The organism is Natronocalculus amylovorans, from assembly GCF_023638035.1.
Lineage (GTDB): Archaea > Halobacteriota > Halobacteria > Halobacteriales > Haloferacaceae > Natronocalculus > Natronocalculus amylovorans.
Genome location: NZ_JAKRVX010000004.1, coordinates 110,218 through 130,365 on the forward strand (window position 1 = coordinate 110,218; position 20,148 = coordinate 130,365).

General features: G+C 52.2%; 8 protein-coding genes. All 8 read left to right on the top strand.

All coding sequences use genetic code 11. From position 1 onward, the window contains the following. Positions 1-12 precede the first annotated feature (12 nt). The 8 genes from AArcSt2_RS11205 to AArcSt2_RS11240 all read left to right on the top strand — a co-directional run bounded on the left by AArcSt2_RS11205 (position 13) and on the right by AArcSt2_RS11240 (position 19,782). On the top strand, positions 13-10,629 hold the full coding sequence (locus tag AArcSt2_RS11205; RefSeq protein WP_250584694.1) for a choice-of-anchor D domain-containing protein: 10,617 nt from the start codon (positions 13-15) through the stop codon (positions 10,627-10,629). 367 nt (positions 10,630-10,996) lie between these two features. Beyond that, positions 10,997-11,698, top strand: a complete 702-nt coding sequence (locus AArcSt2_RS11210; protein WP_250584696.1) for a nitrous oxide reductase accessory protein NosL — start codon at positions 10,997-10,999, stop codon at positions 11,696-11,698. A 784-nt stretch (positions 11,699-12,482) separates the two neighbouring features. Continuing rightward, positions 12,483-12,896 (top strand): DUF7985 family protein, encoded by a 414-nt coding sequence (locus AArcSt2_RS11215; RefSeq protein WP_250584698.1) that lies wholly within the window; start codon positions 12,483-12,485, stop codon positions 12,894-12,896. 11 nt (positions 12,897-12,907) lie between these two features. Then, a complete protein-coding gene (locus tag AArcSt2_RS11220) occupies positions 12,908-14,650 on the top strand; it encodes a DUF8186 domain-containing protein (RefSeq protein ID WP_250584700.1) in 1,743 nt (580 codons plus the stop codon). Next, complete coding sequence (locus tag AArcSt2_RS11225) at positions 14,647-15,492, top strand: hypothetical protein (RefSeq protein ID WP_250584702.1); 846 nt, start codon at positions 14,647-14,649, stop codon at positions 15,490-15,492. Before AArcSt2_RS11220 ends, AArcSt2_RS11225 begins: the two co-directional genes overlap by 4 nt. Next, entirely contained in the window at positions 15,489-16,565 is a 1,077-nt protein-coding gene (locus tag AArcSt2_RS11230; protein ID WP_250584704.1) for a TrbL/VirB6 family protein, read from the top strand. The genes AArcSt2_RS11225 and AArcSt2_RS11230 overlap by 4 nt, the downstream gene beginning before the upstream one ends. A 6-nt stretch (positions 16,566-16,571) precedes the next feature. Further along, the gene (locus AArcSt2_RS11235) at positions 16,572-17,693 is read left to right on the top strand and encodes a TraC-like domain-containing protein (protein ID WP_250584706.1); all 1,122 of its coding nucleotides are present in this window, start codon (positions 16,572-16,574) and stop codon (positions 17,691-17,693) included. Next, positions 17,686-19,782, top strand: coding sequence for a VirB4 family type IV secretion system protein (locus tag AArcSt2_RS11240; protein WP_250584708.1), 2,097 nt, complete (start codon positions 17,686-17,688; stop codon positions 19,780-19,782). The genes AArcSt2_RS11235 and AArcSt2_RS11240 overlap by 8 nt, the downstream gene beginning before the upstream one ends. The last annotated feature ends 366 nt before the right edge of the window (positions 19,783-20,148 follow it).

The following is a 20,148-nucleotide window of genomic DNA, read 5'->3' on the forward strand; positions in this document are numbered from 1 at the left end:
ATGACCGGAGACATGAGAGACACAAACGGGCGAACCGAGAGAGAACAGTCGATACTAGGCGATCGGTTTTCGATCTCAACTGTTGGAGGGCGGGTGCTGCGGATGTGCGTCCTTATTGGTGTATTGCTACTTGCTGGTTCGGTGGTTGGTGGTATCGCAGCGACCGAGGAGACAGTTGAGATTAGCAACTGGAGCGAACTACAGAGTATTGAAGACGATCTTGATGGTGACTACATTCTTATCGCTGATCTTGATAAAAACACCGAGGATTACGACGCCGTTGTTGGTGACGGTGATTTCAGACCGATCGGCCCTACCTTTACTGGCTCGTTTGATGGAAACGGGCAGACGATTTCTGATCTCGTAATTGATGGAGGGTCGAACGTCGGTTTGTTCAGCACAAGCGAGGGTGACATTCACCGGTTGGCACTCCAAGATGTAGAAATTTATGGAGATGATAATCACGTCGGTGGCATCGTTGGTTCGATGGACGGGGGTAGCATATCGAAATCGTACGTAACTGGCGAGGTTAGCAGTTCGCGTGTCGGAGTCGGAGGTCTAATCGGTCAAGGAACCGATGGTGAAATCAACGCCTCCTATACGATTGTGGATGGGAGTGTTGGAATATGGAGTGTCGGTGGATTGGTCGGGGATGTTCGCAGCGGAACACTCTCTATCAACGAGAGTTATGCTTTGGGGACACTCAGTGGTGATGACCGTCTTGGAGGACTCGTTGGCGATGTCGTAAGTGGCACGGTCAACATCGAGAGCGTCTATTGGGACAGAGAGAGGTCCGGGGTAACCAACACAGCTGGCAGGGTTGGGCCTTCGGCAACGTTGTCGACGAATAACGTCAGTGGCCTATCCAGTGATGAACTCAAAGGCGATGCCGCTGTGACAAACATGGACGGCTTTGATTTCGATGCGACGTGGGCCGTCGAAACTGGAGATATTATTTCCCATCCGTATCTCCAGTCGACACCGCAAGATCCCGCACCCGGACGTGAGAATACCCGATTTGCTGGTGGGATCGGAACTGCAGATGATCCGATTCAGATAGAAACGTGGGAGCACTTACACAGAGTGAGTGAATCGCTTGACGCTCACTTCGAACTCATTGGCGACCTTGATGAAGAAACAGATGGGTACGAAGAATACGTCACTGACCCTAGTGAGGGATTCGAACCGATCGGAAGTGGGGCTGATCCGTTCACCGGGGAGTTCGACGGCAGCGGCTACGTGATCGACGGATTGTACATCGATCAAAACGGAGATTACGTCGGATTGTTCGGTTCTGTCGGTAGCACGGGCCGCTTGACGCACGTTGGTCTCGATGCAGTCAACGTAACCGGCAATGAGTACGTGGGTGGAGTAGCCGGGGAAAGTGCAGGCGAAATCGACCAATCGTGGGTGAGTGGAAACGTAACCGGATCGGTGACTGTCGGTGGACTCGTTGGCCACACCACGGGAACCGTTGTCGAATCGTACTCCGTGGGCACGGTCACAGCAGAGTCTGCTGTCGGTGGACTCGTCGGCTCCACTGGGTCGTCCAGTGCAGTTTCCGAATCGTACGCGGCTGGCGACATCGAAGCTGATACCGAGTTTGGCGGATTGGTTGGGGTGAACGATGGCGAAGTGTCGACTTCGTTCTGGAATGTCGATGTAGTCGAGTCTGGAGACGGTGCGGGAGTAAACGACGGCACAGTCGACGCAACAGGGCTTTCGACTACTGAGATGAAAGGCGAGGCAGCTGTGGCGAACATGAGCGACGATTTCGATTTTGATGCGACGTGGACCGTCAGAACTGGTCACATCATTTCGTATCCATATCTGCAGTCGACAGTCCAAGAGCCTGCACCTGGATACGATGATCTGCGGTTTGCTGGCGGCCTCGGTTCCAAAGACGAACCACTAGAAATCGACACGTGGGAGCACCTTCACAACGTACGCCAAGAGCTTGATGGCCACTTCGAACTTGTTGGTGATTTAGACGACCAGACGGAGGGATACAGCGAGTACGTCGCTGATCGGAGCGTGGGCTTTGAGCCGATTGGTAACGGGAACGATCCATTTACCGGAACGTTTGAGGGTCACGATCACGAAATTAGGGATCTTCGAATCGATCGTTCAGAAGCGAGTAATGGGAAAGATGCGGGGTTGTTTCTGTACGTAGATGGGGGCGTGATTTCTTCGGTCGGGATTATTGATGGAGAGATAACCGCTGCAGACGGGAGCCGTGGGAGTGCTGCCACTGACGGTTCAGATGCGACAGACGGTGAGAACGGTGGCGATGCGGCTGGATTAGTGCTCGTCAACAATGACGGTGCTGTACGCAATTCGCGCGTCACAAACACGATCGTGACCGCCGGTTCCGGGGGTGCTGGTGGGAACGGTTGTAGTACGTTCGGACAATTCGATGGATGTTCGGGTGATGACGACGGAGGTCTAGGAAGTGCCGGTGGTGACGGTGGTGACGGTGGTGACGCGGCTGGTGTTGTCCTTGGTAGTATCGATGGAGCTGTAAATAATACGTACCTCACCGGGTCCACCGTAACAGCAGGATCAGGAAGAAACGGGGGTCACGGTGGTGATGGCGGTGACGGTGCACTTCCCGGTGGTGATGGCGGTGACGGCGGAACGGCGGCGGGTCTAATCGAATACATAGATGGGGAAGATGCGGTTATTACCGATTCGTACGTCGACGACACTGTAATTACGGCCGGTTCAGGTGGGAGGGGTGGTCCCGGATACGACGGGTTCCAGTCTAGTCCAAACCCTGGTGCTGGTGGTGATGGCGGCGCTGCTGCGGGTATCGTCTCGGACATTTCCGATGGAACGGTTCAAAATGTCTATATTTTCGCCACAAATATTGACGCTGGGTCCGGTGGTTCGGGAGGAGATGGTGGTACACAAGACCCCAATGGCAGTCCAGGAGACGACGGTCCTGTAGGTACAATCGTCGTTGAAAACGGTGGTACCGTCTCCGCCAGCTACTGGAGTACGGACACAGTCAATCAGAACGTATCCGATGGTGGTGAGGGATTGACGAGCGCCCAGATGCGAGGGCCGACTGCCGAGGATAACATGAACGGCTTCGACTTCGCTGACACGTGGGCCGCTGGAACCAACCCCGAAGAAGGATTCCTCGTGTCGTTGCCGTACTTACAACAGAACCAGCAGGTGCCTGCACCGGGTGCAGAATCACTCTTCGCTGACGGAAACGGCACCGCAGAGAATCCGTATCAGATCGAGAACTGGGAGCACCTCCACAACATCCGCGAGGTGCTCGACGCGAACTACACATTGTCTGGTGACCTCAATGAAACGGCACCCGGATACGAAACCTATGTGGCTGACCCAACTGCTGGCTTCGAACCGATCGGTGATGACGACAATGCATTCAACGGGACGTTCAACGGCAGCGGATTCACGATATCGAATCTCGAAATCAATCAACCGGATATGAACCGAGTCGGTCTGTTCGCAAAGCTCGATTCAGGTTCTCATGTCGAATACGTTACGCTCGAGTCAGTTAGTGTCGAAGGAAGCAGTATCGTTGGTGGGTTAGTCGGTGACAACGCCGACGGTACCGTACACGACTCATTCGTCAGCGGGAGCGTCAGTGGGAGTGATTCCGTCGGGGGGCTCGTCGGGAGCAACCGCGCCGGGATACACAACTCGTCGACAGACGTGGTAATCACCAGTGCCCGAGGCGGTGGACTGGTCGGCTACAATGATAATAACGCAACCATACAGTCATCAGTCGCAACTGGCGTTATCAATGGAGACGACGAAACGGGCGGGCTCGTTGGGTGGAATGATGGTGGGACGATACACAACTCGTACGCGAGTGGCTCTATCGATGGCAACGAAAATGTGGGGGGTCTCGTTGGGAAAAATGGCGGCGAGATTAAGGAATCCTACTCGGTCGGCCCTGTAGACGGCAATAGCAATGTTGGCGGACTCGTCGGTACCAGCGACGGCGGTACAGTCACGAACTCATACTGGGACGTCGAAACTACCCAACAGACAGAATCTGCCGGGGGGATTGGTCTCACAACCTTGCAGATGACTGGTGACCGTGCTGCAGACAACATGGATGGCTTCGACTTCGGTGAGACATGGGTAGCTGGGGAGGCTGACAGTCAAGAAGGCGGGCTAACTGTGTTCTACCCTGTCTTACAAAACAATACGCAGGAACCGGCACCCAGCACGAGTCTATACGATACCGGCGAGGGTACCGTGGACAACCCTTACGAGATCGGTGACTGGTACCAGCTTAATTACATCCGTGTAAGTCTCGACTCGGAGTTCGTCCTCACGGGCGATCTCGACGAGGACTCACCGGGCTACGAGCAAATCGCCGGGGCTGACGCTAACGGCGGCGATGGCTTCGAGCCGATTGGTGACACCACCAACAAATTCAATGGCGCGTTTGACGGGAACGACCACACGATTTCGGATCTGGTGATCGACCAGTCGAACAGTCAGGAGATACCCGTCGGGCTGTTCGGATATGTCGGTGGGGACGGAGAGATCAACAATGTCACGCTGGTCAGCGCGAGCGTGACGGGCGATGAGAGTCAAACGGGGTTTGACCAAGACCGAACGGGTGCGCTTGTCGGGTTGCTCGAGGGGACTGTCACCAATTCGAGTGCTGAAGCAGACGTCGTCGGTGGGGACTCTGTCGGCGGGCTGGTCGGCATAAACGACGGTGGCACCGTGAGCGAGTCGTACGCCACCGGTGATGTCGACGGAAACAATAATGTCGGTGGGCTGGTCGGCGACAATAACGCTGGCATGGTGAGTGAGTCGTACGCCACCGGTGATGTAGGAGGAAGGGTTGGTGTCGGTGGACTGGTCGGCGGAAACAGTGGTACCGTGAGCGAGTCGTACGCGACGGGTACGGTCGACGGAGAAACCAATGTCGGCGGGCTCGTCGGTCTCGACATCGATGGGGACGTACCTGACTCTTATTGGGATACGGAAGCAACCGGCCAAGACGACTCCGCTGGTGGTCTGGGCCTCACCACTATCGAAATGAAGGGCGCAGATAGCCGCCTCGACGGATTCGACTTCCAGAATACGTGGGACGTCGTCTCCAATGAAAACGTCTCCTACCCGTTCCTCCAAGCAATTGCTCAAGAGCCCGCACCGGGACTCGAAGCGGTCGAGGACATTAGCGTCTCGCTCGCAGACACCGAGATCGAACAGGGCGAAGAAACCTCGTTCACGGTGACCGTGTCGCTCTCGGAGTCGGGCGAAAGTGAGGCAACCAGGCTGTCGAATCTCACCTCGTCCAATCCCGCAAATGCGACCGTCGACGAAAACGGCACGGTCACCGGAACCGGCGTCGGCAACGTCACGATCACGGGGAGCTACGGAAGCAAGGAAGATAGTGCAATCCTGACCGTCACGCCTGGTCCCTCCGTCGAGGTCGACGTCGAGACGCAGCCAGCCACCTCGACTGCTGGCGAACCACTCGTAGGTCCGCCTGCTGTCCTCGTCACTGACGAGTTCGGTAATCCCACACCGGGAACCAACGTCTCGGTTACGGCAGTCAACGATCCAGACGCACTCGTGAGCGGCGACCTCGAGGTCGAGACAAACGAATCGGGCATATCCACATTCGACGACCTCGTCATCGAGACTGCCGCCGACTATGAGCTCGAATTTAGCATTAATGATGCCGAAGACGGCGTCAACGAATCCGACACCGCGGTCAGCGAGGAGTTCACTGTCGAACCCGCAGACCCCGACTCATTCGAAATAGAGACACAGCCGAATGCCAACCAGACCGCTGGCGAGTCAATCACCGGCTTGCCAGCCGTCAACGTCACCGATGCGTTTGACAATTCCATTTCTGGACTCACCATTTCGGCCACCGCGGACGGCCCCGGTCCGGTCGTGAGTGGTGGCAAGGCCGACACGGATGGTGAAGGAGTCGCCACCTTCGACGACCTCGTGATTGAGACTGCCGGTGACTACCAACTCAACTTCTCAATCGATGGCGAGGGTCTCGAACACGTGACCACCGACGATTTCACCGTCGAGCCTGCAGATGCTGACTCAGTCGCAATCGTTACCCAGCCAGCCGACTCCACTGCTGGCGAGTCGCTTGCGGGCCCACCAACAGTGAACGTTACCGACGAGTTCGACAATCTTGTCGACGGAATCAGCGTTACCGTCTCTGAAATGGGTGGATATACGTTTGATAACGGAACGACGACCATCGAAACAGTCGACGGAATCGCCACCTTCGACGACCTCGTTATCGAGACCGCGGCCAACTACGAACTCGAGTTCTCGATTACCGACGCCGAAGATGGCGTGGTGGAAGCCGACGATGCAGCCAGCGATGTGTTCACCGTCGAACCTGCCGATGCCAACTCGGTAGACATCGACACACAGCCAGCCGACTCAACTGCTGGCGAGCTGATTGTTGGCCCGCCAACAGTAAATGTCACTGACACGTTCAACAACCCGATTGCAAACAAAAAGGTTACCGCAACGATCAACGGATCGGCGACGCTCGATGGGGCGACCGAAGCAGCGACCAACAGTACTGGTATCGCTGTATTCGATCAGCTGTCGAATACCACTGCAGACACCTACGAATTGTCATTCGCACTTACCGAGAACAACGCAGTGAACAGTATCTCCGACGCCTTCGAAATCACACCGGCTGCTCCCGACAGGCTTGCGGCCACCAACGTCACCGAAACAGCCGGAATCGAAGGAGAGATTACCCTGACGCTGACCGACGAGTTTAGCAACCAGATTCCCGGGGAGACAATCAGCGTTTCCGATGATAGCAATATAAGCAATCTCGCCGAAACAGCAATAACGAACGAAAGCGGTGTCGCAGCGTTCAGCTTCAATGAAACGACGAGTGGTACCTACACACCAACATTCGACGTCGCCGAAGATGACACGGTCACCGAAAGTACAACGGTCACGATCGAACCAGCTGCACCGATAAACTTCGGAATCGAGACCAACGGTCTCGTCCACACCGTCTCGAACGACTTCACCGACCAGAACGCGTTGAACGTCTCTGTCACGCTCAGCGATCAGTTTGACAACCTCATTCCCAACGCAAATGTCACTGTAACCGATGACGGAATCGGGACGATGGTTCACCCTGAGCAAGAACAGAAAACCGACGAAAACGCAACCACCTTGTTCACAATTCAGACCGCAACACCGCAGGAGAACCTGAACTTCACGTTCACGGAGCTCGAATCAGGGGAGAATAATTCAGCCGTGCTCGAAGGTGTCGATTTCGAGCCAGCCCTTCCACAGGCCCGTGGCTCGGCCAGCTCCTACACGGTAACTCTCGGGACCAACGTCACCTTCCGTGCGAGCGATTCGATCGTCCCTACCGGCAGCAATCCACAGTACAATTGGACGTTTGAAGACGACGGTACGGAAATCGAAAATGCGACCGGTCTTACGCACACGACAAATTTCACCCAGCCTGTGACACTCACTGCTATCCTCAATGTGACCGTGGCGAATGAAACAAGCACCGATACCTTCACAGTCCACGTCCAAGATCGTCAACGCCCGACCGCTCGGCTCACCGCCCCTGAAACGGTGGCTGTTGGTGAGTCGTTCGAACTTACTGGGACCGAGTCGACTGACAACATCGGTATTGCCGACTACGAGTGGGACTTCGGCAATGGGACTGTGGTCAACGGACCAACGCTCAACGAGACGACCGGAAATTACACCGAGCCGGGTGAGTACGATGTCACGCTTACCGTCACCGACACGAGCGGCAACACCGATACGAACACGACAACCCTCATTGCTGAGGGTGCAAACGCGACACTCTCGACCAACACGATCGACTTCGGGGAGATTGGAACAAACTCGACGACCACCGACTCGATCCGAATCTCGAACGATGGGACGACAGCGCTGAACATCACTGACACGACGGTTACCGGTACCAACGAGAGTGCGTTCACGATCGTCGGCAATGACAACCCACGTATTCGCCCTGATGAAAGCCAGTCACTGCGAGTTGCTTTCGAGCCAACCGCGGTCAACGAAAAGAACGCAACGCTTCGTATTATGACCGAGAACAACACCGGACCAGACCGCTTTGAGATTGCTGTTAATGGCGTTGGAATCCAGAGCAATCTTAGCGCAGTGGCTTCGAGCGTTGACTTTGGCAGTGTTGATCTCGCGACCCCTGTCGAACAGAATGTGACGATCGAAAATAACGGTACTGACAACGCCACAATTGAGGCAGTTGCACTCCTTGGAAGCGACGCTGATCACTTCAATATCACCACTGAGCCATCCACAATTGTGGCAGGCAACTCTGAAAATATCACCGTCACGTTTGGCCCACAGGCTGTTGGTAGCAAGAGTACAACTCTCCGTATCGAAACCACTGATGGTGATTCTGCACGGGTTGCACTCAGTGGCACTGGTGAAGGACCACAGCTTAACATTCCATCAACCAGTCGATCGGCTGGGTCGATCGGTAGTGGAACCGACACAACGGCAACTGCCACACTCAGAAACTACGGCTCACAGCCACTCAATATTACAGACTTCACACTCACGGGGGCTGACAGCGAGGCATTCGAAATCGTAACCGACGTCGATGGGCTCGTCATTGCACCAGATACTCGCGAGCGGGTCGAACTGCAGTTTGCTCCTGACGCACCTGGTGAGTACACCACAGTGCTCGAAGTTGCACATAATGACACGACCATGGATACGGCCGAGATTACATTCCGTGGGACCGCAGTCTCCGCCGATATCGATGTTGATCAGACAACACTCGACTTCGGAACAACCGAAGTTGGCCAGTCTGGATTCCTGAATCTCACGATCAGCAACGACGACAACTCGGGAGCTGCACTGAACATTACCAGCACGTCGATTGTTGGTTCGAACAGCGAGGACTTCAGCATTGAAAATCCAGACCGGCCATTTACCGTTGCGGCTGGCGAGGAGCGCGACCTACAGATCAACTTCACGGCGCTTGCTGCGGGCGCACGCGAAGCACAGTTACAGATCAACAGCGATGCAAACCAAGGCCAGACCAACGTCTGGCTGAGCAACACGCGAAGCTACATTGTGGTACAAGAAGTGAGCAACCCAACAGTCAATATTGACGGTCGGAACCTCGATGAAGGAACCGATCGGATGCTCAACGTCTCGACACCGAGTACTCGTGCATCGGATGTGACCATTGATGAGCTTGGATTTACAATGCAGCGAGATGGCGACTTCGAAATGAATCTCATAAACGGCGAGTCAGCGTTCGATAACGCATTCGATGCCGACTCCGACACGGAGATCGTCCAGTACGTTGGGATAAAACATCTCGACCATCTCTCAGACGATACCTTCGCAGACACGTCACTCATCTACCGTGTTGACACCGACGCACTATCTGAGAGCATCGACCCAGATGATGTTGCAATCCATCGATACGACGAAACGAGTGGCGAATACGTCGAACTCGATGCAGAGTTCATTGAGGAGCGTGGTGGGCAGTTGCATTACATTGTGGAGACCCCAGGCTTCTCCGAATTTGTGATCACAGCCACTGATGCCGAAGACGACACACCGGGGACGGCACCAAGTACTGGTGGTGGCAGTGGTAGTGCTCCAGCCCCATCATCGATCGACATACAAGTGACAGGTGAATCGACTGTCGAAGTCTCTGGTGGTCGAGCAGGCGATACGATCAGAATCAACGATGAGACGACAGGAACCAACGGAACATTTGGTGGACAAGGAAACATTGTGGTTAATGAGATCTCAGTCGAGCTTGCAAGCACTCGTGACTTCTGGCTGACCGTCGAAACGTTCGAATTTGGTGACGCAAGAGCGAATATGGAAGAGACAAGCGAAAACGGACACGCATCGGTCGCAGCCACGTTTGAGACCGAAACAGGAACCCTCTCAGTCGGATACATCACCATCAGACATAATCTCGAACCTGAGGATATCGTGGATGTACACTTCGATTTCAGTGTCAACCAAAGCTATATAGACACTCTCGATATTCCTACCGAGGAGGTTAGTCTGCACCGTCAGTCCGATAACTGGACCGCACTGCCGACCAATTACATCGGTGCAAACGAATCGCACTACCGATTCGAAGCGAATTCGCCTGGTTTCTCATCATTTGCGATCGGAACTGGTGCACCGGTTACGGTTGTAACCGATGCAACGCTTGATGAGTCGGAGCTCGTGGCGGGCGAGACAGCGACAACATTCGTAACCGTCGAGAACCGCGGTGAGTTCGACGCCAATAGCACGATTGAACTGGATGCTGACGGAGTCGTTGTGGATAGCGACACGGTGGCAATCCCTGCGGGTGAGACGATCGAGACAACGCTCTCGTTCGAGCCAGCAGTCGGCGAATATGAACTCTCGGTAAACGGTGTCGACGTCGGACACCTCACCGTCGTCGACGACGCTCACGAACAATCCGAAGACACTGACACCGATCGAGGAGAAGAAACAAGAGACGCAGAGGATGAAACTGACGGAGCCATCGATCTCCGCTGGCTATTCCTGATCGCGATCATCCTTGTTCTCCTCGCGGTACTCTGGCGATACCGAACACTCTTGTTCGATTCGAGTGAGTGAGTGACTGCCCACAAGCGACAAACAATCGAAACAAGACGATGTTGATGAACAGATCAAAGCGGATCTGCTAATCTGTGATATCGAGGCAGCCGGAACTCTCATACATATCGCCTCGGTCAAAAACAAACACGTACTCGTGCGGAAATTATCGCTACGTTTGCAATGTATACAAATACTTCGACATGGAGAATCGGTAGGGCGACTAAGCCACGAAAAGAAGGTTATTGTCGGTCAACACGGACTGCTCCCTACACACTCTGCTCCGATGACGCCAGTTGTACACAGCCGCATACCCGATCGATCAGTAGATAGGGCGTTCGACTATCATACCAGATCTGTTATGTTTTTAGGGGGCGAATTAGTATATATGCCTTCAGAGCGCTGGAAGCCGACCCGACGAACATTTCTTGGAACTACGATGTCTGGTACAGCGATCGCGCTGGCTGGGTGTACTGGTGACGCGGACGGTGGAAACGACACCAATGAAGATACGGTGAACGAACCCGAAGACAGTGACCTGGACGACAGTGAGCCTGAAGATGAAGATCAGCAGGTAGAACAGTTGGATTCACCAGCAGAGTTCCCTGATGGTGAGGAGTGTGCGGTCTGCAATATGGTGACACCTGACTATCCAGAGTGGAATGCCCAACTGGTTGGGACAGATGGAACGAGAGTGTACTTTTGCTCATCAGGCTGTATGTCTACTTACATAGCCGACCCCGAACACTTCGGCGGTGATGATGAAGAGATCGAGAACGTCTGGGTCACCGACTACGAGACAGGAGAACTCATCGACGCGACAGAGAGTTATTACGTCCGCGTCAAAGAGTCAAGCCATGTCGACGATGTTATGATGAAAAACCCGACGCCGTTCACCGATCGTGACGGCGCTGAGACGTTTATTGACGAACTCAACGACGGGTTTGATGCTGACTACGATCGGGATGCGGATGTCATCACGTTCGACGATTTTGATATGGACAATGCGATGTTCTACCGAGAACAGTTCTTCGAGAACGGAGACGATCACGACCATGACCACGATCACGACGACCACAGTGACCACTGACTGACTCAGTGAGCGTGACCAGACAACACCAACGGTCTACATAACTGGCTGTCAAAGACTGCGTATCTCGCACAGAGACAGACCAGATTGTAACCTTCTAATTAAAATCTGTATTTTTCCAACGACGCAGAACCGCTTGACCTTGTTACGATTCATTAGTAACTGGTTTGAAAGAGTTAAAACACCGGTAACATCGATAAATATCAGAGGTGTCATTTGCCTCTGGTGCGAACGTATCCTCGTTTCGTAGTTTTAGGACCAGTCTACTCTCACAATTGGGACAGACCGGACGATTTGATAACATATTGAGCAAAAACGCCATATCTTATACAATGAATATATTGTAGTCTTATTGATAATATTACCTGCCCATGCTAGACTGAATCTTCATATTCAGCACGAGCACAAACACAGATCATCTTCAAAGGACTTCAACAGAGCCATATATTTTATGAGAAACAGCATTTCTGACTGAATTCTAGACATTCGTTCAATTAGATATGTTATTTTACAATATTACTGCAATTTAACAGCATATACACCGATATATTTACTAACCGGCAGGGTTGAATCTGAGTACTAACAATGACGTAGTCCACTTGATCCTCAGAATATGAAGATGATAAACTGGACCTGACTGTCACCGGGCAAAATTGGGAGTTGGTTGTGCTGATGTTTGTTGAACAAATGCTGTACATTGAGCTGCAGCTTTCGTGACGATCGAGGCTGAGCGGTAGAGTCGCATACAGATCTGGTGGACATGTTCATTGGGAAAATAGTTAGAATGAATTCAACTAACGAAAACACAGATTCTACCGTTCATCGGTATCGACGTATTGTTTCAGTAGGAGGGCGTCCGATCGTCTTGGCAGCGATTATTCTCGGGATTATTGCAGTTGATCCTGTTGCTGCACAGACGGATGCTATTTGTGATGCACAGGGATTGCCAGAGATGGTTTCAGGATTTTTCCAACTCACGACAGGGCTTGGATTGCTCGGACTTGTTGTCGTCTGGCAGGCTGACTCGTTTATCGAGATGTTTACCGTAGGGCCACAACAGCGAGAAGCACTCAAGCGCCACAAACAGACAGCACTCAAATCAGCGGTGATTCTCGTTGTTCTTGGGCCGTTGTATACGGTAGCAGGATCGACGATGGGACTCCCACTCGCAGAGTGTATCGACCTCACTCCGTGGTAAAGGGTGACAAAATGGGTGCAGACTCAGCATACCGATCGATCGTGGTATGTGCGTGTCTGGTATTCGGGCTGACGATCGCGTCGATACCGATCGATAGTGTTCGTGGTGAGCCGATATCGGATCCAGAACCGCTGAGCGATGATGAAGTCGCGACATTGTGGTCAAAAGAGCCCAACCAGTGCCTGACTGACGAGGAATATGAATCTCGGTACGATGTAACCCCGACTGCAATGCAGACGCTTGCAACGTGTACCGACATTACGTTCAAGAGACCGCCAGATACCGCTGAAAGATGGACTGCAATAGACTTCGAGCAGCTGCAGGCAGGTGGCGATCGAACATCGATCTATCCCGAAGGTGCGTCACGGACGGATAGTGAATTGATTGCGGATGCACACGTCTCGATATTCTCGGTTCAACCATCGACACGGGTGCATCTTGATGACACCGTAGTGCCGCTGTATATCGCTCCAGAAGGGACCGTACGATCGTTCGTAGATTATCGCGTCCGATCGCCTCCTGAGCCATCAGATCTCGATGAGAACGCCACAGTTGAGTGGAGCGTTTTGGAGACAGACATCACCGAGATACGGGTATATACAGACGACACAGAACAGACGAGTGTTTCTGGATCACATACATCCGAAATTCCGTATGCGTTTGAATACGCGGGTCGATCGTCGCTTCGAGTAGAGGCAGATATCGAGGCCACAGCTCAGACTGAAATAATAGGAAATGAGACCGTCACTCCTGAAACTGAGATCTATACCGATCGGCTCACTGTTGAATCTGAACAGGATGTCGTTGTGTACGACCCTCGGGTGCAGCGTTATATTGCGGAGTATCCAGACGGTGAGACTGCTGTTGGAATCTTCACTGCACAGCCGTGGGATAGCTATACGCTCTCTTCTAGTTCGGATGCAGAAGTTCGCGGTGTGTGGAGATATTACACTGGCAAGGATACTGGGTGGGAGACGCTCACTGAGCGATCGGGCACGCACACAACGACATTGGAGGACACCGCGGTTCCGGTGTATGTTCACGCGTATCCATCAGAGAGTGGCCCTCGCGTGGAACCAGTTCGTGACGGTCCAACGATCGAAGAGGTGTGGGGAACCCAGTATGAGTCACCTGCACCGACAGTTCACGAACACGTCGCGATCGATATTGTGGACAGTCCGTATCAGCGATCGTACGGGGTTGCCACAAGATACGACCACATCGAGGTTGACGAGATGGTTGTTCACGGGATTGTTCGTGGAACAACGATCGACGTAACTGACGAGCAAACAGAGATTCGAACCGTTCGAAATGCAGAGCTCGAAGCTGAAATTATTGATCAGACTGAGAGTGAGGCAACAGTCCGACTCACCCTTCGTGATGCAGAGACGGGTCTGCCGATTATGCTGGAAAACCCGTTCGAAAATCCACAGTTTGCACCGATTAGTGGTGGATCGCGAACGGGGTATGTGACGATCGCTGGGGAACGTCTGGAGACAGACATCTCTGGTGTTGCAGAAATCACATTGACTGAGCCAGGTGTTCAGGCTGCAACATATCATCCAGAATCGTGGCTCAACCGTGATCCAGCGTATACTGGAGATACAGTTTCGGTCTCTTGGCATCCACTCACAACGCTTGATGGGTGGGTCACTGCAGTAACAACTACCGTCTGGTGGTCACTTCCATTTCTCGTTGCGATTTATGCAGGTCTCCGAATTAGTACGTTCCTCCGTTATGACGACAGCTTATGACACATAATACATCATTTTCCAATCGAACAGATACATCATCACGGCGATCGGTACTCACATCCATCGCGACAGTCGGGGCCATTGGAGTGGCTGGCTGTCTTGGTGATGATGAAGACGCACCAACTGAGCCCGATCGAGGGCCATTTGCAGATATACGAATTGAAGGCCTTGACATTGTTATTGAGCTCGATCGAGATGCAGACCCGATCGAGGTAGTGAACGTAATCGATCCGACAGGCAGTCTATTTACACAACAACGAATTGAGGCTGGAGTTACGAGAAAGACAGTCCAGCTTGGCACAAGCTATGTTCCCGGAATGTACGAATTTGTCGCACTCGTAGACGACGAACCGATCGGATCGACTGAGCATAAAATTGAGCCTGAGCTTGAAATTGTTGACCTCAAGCTTGGACGGGATCACCCAGATGAGATGTATGAAAATGCGACTAGCGTCGATACGATAACAAATGCGATCGTGACTGTGAAAAATAGTGGATCTGGCCCCACGGGAATCACAAAACTTCAGTTCGAAGGTGATGTTCCATTTCCGACTCGGGACAGTTACGAAGATAGTGGCATTTACGATACTGACAGAGGCTTTGGTGACGCAGATTTTGTGGATGCACCACATGGTAGGGAAACAGTCCTCTACAGCAACACAAGACCCTTTTTGTTGACTAGTAATGTTGTCGAATGCACCCCTGATACAACCGAAGGTATCTTTTTTTGTCGTATAATCACGTCCCACCCAGATCTCATTGTTTCAAAACAGTATGCTGTGCAGTATACTGGAGAGTCACTGCCAGAATGTGAAATCGCGATTGAGGAGCAGAATCCGTGAGCATCTCACTTACTGATTTTGGTAGACGGTGGTTTGAGCAGTCTATCGACTCAGTTATTGAATGGTTCCAACAAGGATTAGCACAGGGATACGAGGATCTGACGGAGATATTTTTCGGAACACCGACACCGAACACAGATGGTGCGTTTGTCTTTGGTGTGCCAACGAATGAGCCATGGATACAGATCTATGACTCACTGGTTGGCGGGGAGGTAATGTTCATTTCTTTGCTTATTTTGCTCATTTGTGTTCAAGCACGAAACACGATCCGTATTTTTAATATTGGAAGTGCATACGAAGCTCGACAAGCACGGATGAGTGGCTGGGTTGGTGCAGTGCTAATTGTCACTTGGTACTGGCTCAGTGTGTTAGTGCTTTATTTTGTCAGCGGCTTCACGATCGCTTTACTTCCAGATATTGGAACATTATTTAACACTGTTTCAGGATTACTTGACCTTGGATTTTCAAATCCAGCATTAGCTTTATTGCTCACATCGATCGGCGGGATTTCGATGTGGGTGCTGTATGCATTGCTGTTTCTCCGGGAGATGTTGTTGTACGTCTTCGTCTATGGGATGCCGATCGGGATTGCGGTTGCGTACGGGAACGTTCCGATCGTATCACAGATCGCGAAACGGCTGTGCTTGAAATTCATTCCACTTGCGATCATGCCGTTACCGATCGCGATCCTGTTTCGAGGGTATGACTTGCTCTTCGGTGGGGATGGAACTGTTCTCATCCCAGAGAGTGCGTTCTTGAAGTCGCTAATTGCGGTTTCACTACCGTTGATCGCTGTGATCATCATTTGGAAACTCTTCGCGTATGCAACACCGATCGTGACAAGAGTAGCACGTGGGACAACCCGAACAGCGGTGACTGCGGGCGCAGTTGTCGGTGCGGGATATCTTGCTGGACCGGTTGCAGGAGCGACTGCTGCTCGATGGGGGCCAACTGCAGCGGTAAGCCAAACCATCCTTAGCAAGACACGATCGCGGAATACAGCTCCAGATTCGAATAGCCAGCAGAACGCACCGATGTATCGTCGAACCGAGAATGACCCCCGAAATAACTAATCGAATATGACAGCAGATCAAAACCCAGCAACGCGACGAATTATGGATACGATCGGTGATACAAGCCGAATTCCAATCCTCAATATCGAGGAAGGAGATGTATACGTTCTCTTTGGCTTCCCGATCGCGGGGCTCGTTGGTGCGAGCCTCATTGGAATAGACGCACTCACACTGCCGCTAATCATGATCGGGATTGCAGTTGGTGTGGCAGTTGTCTATGCGTCGCCTCCACACTTGCCAACGACAACGTGGCTCTCCGATAGTGCACGCTACTACTTTCTCAGGCCGAGAATGACATACAACGTTCCACGATCGGTCCGATCGGATCTCGATGCAAAAGCAACGATGAACACAAGCGGTGGGGTGGTCCAATACACACCATTTCGACCAGATGAACGGACACAAGACCTCACACAAATCAAACGAGCATGGCCTGGTGCACGAACGATCGAACGGACTGATGGTTCGATGGTAACGATGCTTGAGGTTGATCCCGGGAATATGGATTTTGCAATGTCCGATGACTGGGCAAATATTCAGTCACTTGGTGAGTCATTCGCCAATAACGACCTCGACTTTCCACTTACCGTGTATACAACGACGCGATCGTTTCCAGTGGAGAAACTCACAACGCAGATTGACAAACGTCTCGGCGATCGTGATGTTTCTGAGTCACCGGTATTTCGCCGACTTCTCGAAGAGTATCGACAAGAGCGCCCAAAAGAGCTGAAAGACACACAGTCAATACAATACTATCTCGGTGTTGAAGTGGCACCGATCGAGGTGTATCAACATACACGTGCAGAGCCCTCGCCACTTGAACGATTGACAACGTTCCCACTGATTGGGTTGCTGTTTATTCCATTTGTGACGAGACGAGAACAACTTACAGAGGCACAGTTGCGTGCACAACTCTTTGAAGAATTGGAATCACGCTGTCGGACCGTACAAACAGAACTCGTTGGGAAAGCCCATGGCTGGTCTTCACAGCGTCTGAGCACGGTCGAATTATTCGTTCTCTCGATGGACTTTTGGAACGGAGAAGAGCACCAGTATGGCGATCAACCCAACGTGATCCGATCGCAGCCAGCGATCAACCACCGTCGTCGGGAGGATGTCGATGAGTAGTACGTCACTTACGCCGATCGCAGTATTCCAACTGTTACAACTCTCGATCGAAGAGACAGTCGCGATTGCGGTCGTTTGTGGATTCATTGGTGGGATCTCCATCGGATACATACGGAGACGAATCCGCGATCGAGGAGAAGAAGAGCTGGACCTGTCTACTATTTTTGATCCGGATATCTTAGAAAACGCCCCAACTGAAAGAGATGCATTTGACGAGATTGCCGATCGGCATGTAGATCTGATTGCACCGGATGCGATCGAGTGGAAAACCCGCACAGCCCGTGTTGGGGATACGTGGACCTCAACACTGTATATTGCAGATTACCCTGATTACCCGGCAGATGGATATTTAAACGAGTTATTCACACTGACGGACGTGAAGTTTGATTGTACGATCCGGTTGGTTCCAAAAAATCAACAACAAGCACGAGATGAACTCCAAAAAGTCGCAGACAATCTCGTTGCCGATGCAGAAATTGAGCAGAGCGTTCGGCGATCGTACCTCCAAGACCGTGCAGGTGATGCCGCAGCGACATACAAAGCGGTCGAAGCAGGACAGCGTGTGTTTTCGCAGGCAATGTTCCTCACGATCCGTGCAGAGACTGAGGTTGAACTTCAAGATGCAGTAGCAACGGTACGGAGCCGTCTCCGAGATTATCCTGCAAATATCTCACCAAAGACTGCAATTTGCAAACAAGATCTCGCACTCCAAGCTACATCGCCACTTGGAACAAACACATTTGGCCGTGAAGCAGTTGCACTTGGTGGTGCAGTTGGTGCACTCTTTGCATCACTCCACCGACCAACAATTCTCGAAGAAAACGGTGTGGAATTTGGGACACACAGACAAAACAACAGTCCAGTTGTGATCGATCCATTCGCACGAGAGAACGGCTATGCAATGTTCACCGTAGGCGATCCAGGGTCGGGAAAATCATTTGGGGCAAAACAGCAGTTCCTCCGATCGATTGCGCAGTCTGAGGATCGAATTGGGATCATTTTGGAGCCACTGAACAACTGGGCAGGTGTTGCAGAAGCACTCGGTGCACGCCGAATCACCGTGGGTGGAAACATGGGCCTGAATCCGCTGGAGATCAAGCCCACACCGGAGCACGTACAGCGTGTGATGGGTGATGATGCAAGCCCGTTCAACGAGAAGAAAGACAGCGTGATCAGCTTTCTTACAAACTACTTTTCTCTCCGTGGGATTTCCCTTGACGATCGCCGAACAACACTCGAGCTTGCGATTGATACCGCCTACCGCAATGTTGGGATTACCGACGATATCGCGACGCATTCAAATCAAAGTCCAACACTCCGTGATGTGATTGAAGTTCTCGATTCGATCGTCACCGATCCAGAATCATACATCATCAAAACCACTGCTGAAGCCAAGAAACTCCGTGGAGACGCAACGTGGTTAATCGATCAACTTCGACCGTTCGCACCAGATGGCCGATACGCACCACTTGGCCGATCGACTGAGTTTGAGATTCGAGATGAGAAACTCATCTACCTTGACCTTGCCCAACAGGAAGGGAATGTCGGTGGGAGTACAAGCCTGTTAATGCAGCTGTTGATATCACTCGTGTATGAGCGAAGCAAAGAGTCAGAGATGGAAGTTGTGTTCGTCATTGACGAAGCTCGATACATCATGCAGGATGCTGCGAGCCTTTCGTTCCTCGAAACCGTATTTAGACATCACAGACATCACGATCTCTCTATTCGACTCGTAACCCAAACCGTGGATGAGTTTTTCCAACATCCAGAGTCCGAAGCAATCCTTGACCAATGTGCAATTAAGCAGTTCCATCACCTCGATGGGATGGACGAAACATGGGCTGCAGAGTTCGGCCTCAATTACGCTCAAATGCGGTTTGTCCAAGACGCGCTTCCAGGAAATGAGCGTGCAGGGTATTCAGAAGCACTTGTTGGTATTGATGGTGAATGGAGAGGTATCGAAGTCCGCGCACTTCCAAAAGAAGCTGCAGTCATCGATTACGATCCGACACTCGCTACGAAATCCGACCGATCGAGATCTAGCACCTCGAATTCGCCCAATACAACAGCGATCGCCGATCTCGACTAATCTGATATCTGATATTGAATCAAGGATCGATCGGCTTGACATCCTCCCACGACTCAAGTCATGGGCTTTCTCCTTGATTTTGTGTAAACGACGGGATTCTCTCCTCGAAAAAAGAGAGCAGAGGATTTCGACAGAGCCACTTAAGAGTACTTTCACTCCGGTTGGCATATCCTTTTGACTACAGAGGAGGAACATACGCGTGTACGACTACTGAACCTATGGTGGACTTCATGCTTTCATACATTTCACTGCTGATCAACAAGCTACCGTCACGATCGGAGAGTACCCAGTACGTAGAGTGCCGGCACTGTGGTTCGTCAGTCGTCGATCAACTGACTAGCTGTTCTCAGTGCGGGTCAACTGAGT

Bases quoted from the DNA above. Each gene is read 5' to 3' on its own strand.
- AArcSt2_RS11205 (WP_250584694.1), top strand. From the start codon at position 13: ATGAGAGACACAAACGGGCGAACCGAGAGAGAACAGTCGATACTAGGC.
- AArcSt2_RS11210 (WP_250584696.1), top strand. From the start codon at position 10,997: ATGCCTTCAGAGCGCTGGAAGCCGACCCGACGAACATTTCTTGGAACT.
- AArcSt2_RS11215 (WP_250584698.1), top strand. From the start codon at position 12,483: ATGAATTCAACTAACGAAAACACAGATTCTACCGTTCATCGGTATCGA.
- AArcSt2_RS11220 (WP_250584700.1), top strand. From the start codon at position 12,908: ATGGGTGCAGACTCAGCATACCGATCGATCGTGGTATGTGCGTGTCTG.
- AArcSt2_RS11225 (WP_250584702.1), top strand. From the start codon at position 14,647: ATGACACATAATACATCATTTTCCAATCGAACAGATACATCATCACGG.
- AArcSt2_RS11235 (WP_250584706.1), top strand. From the start codon at position 16,572: ATGACAGCAGATCAAAACCCAGCAACGCGACGAATTATGGATACGATC.
- AArcSt2_RS11240 (WP_250584708.1), top strand. From the start codon at position 17,686: ATGAGTAGTACGTCACTTACGCCGATCGCAGTATTCCAACTGTTACAA.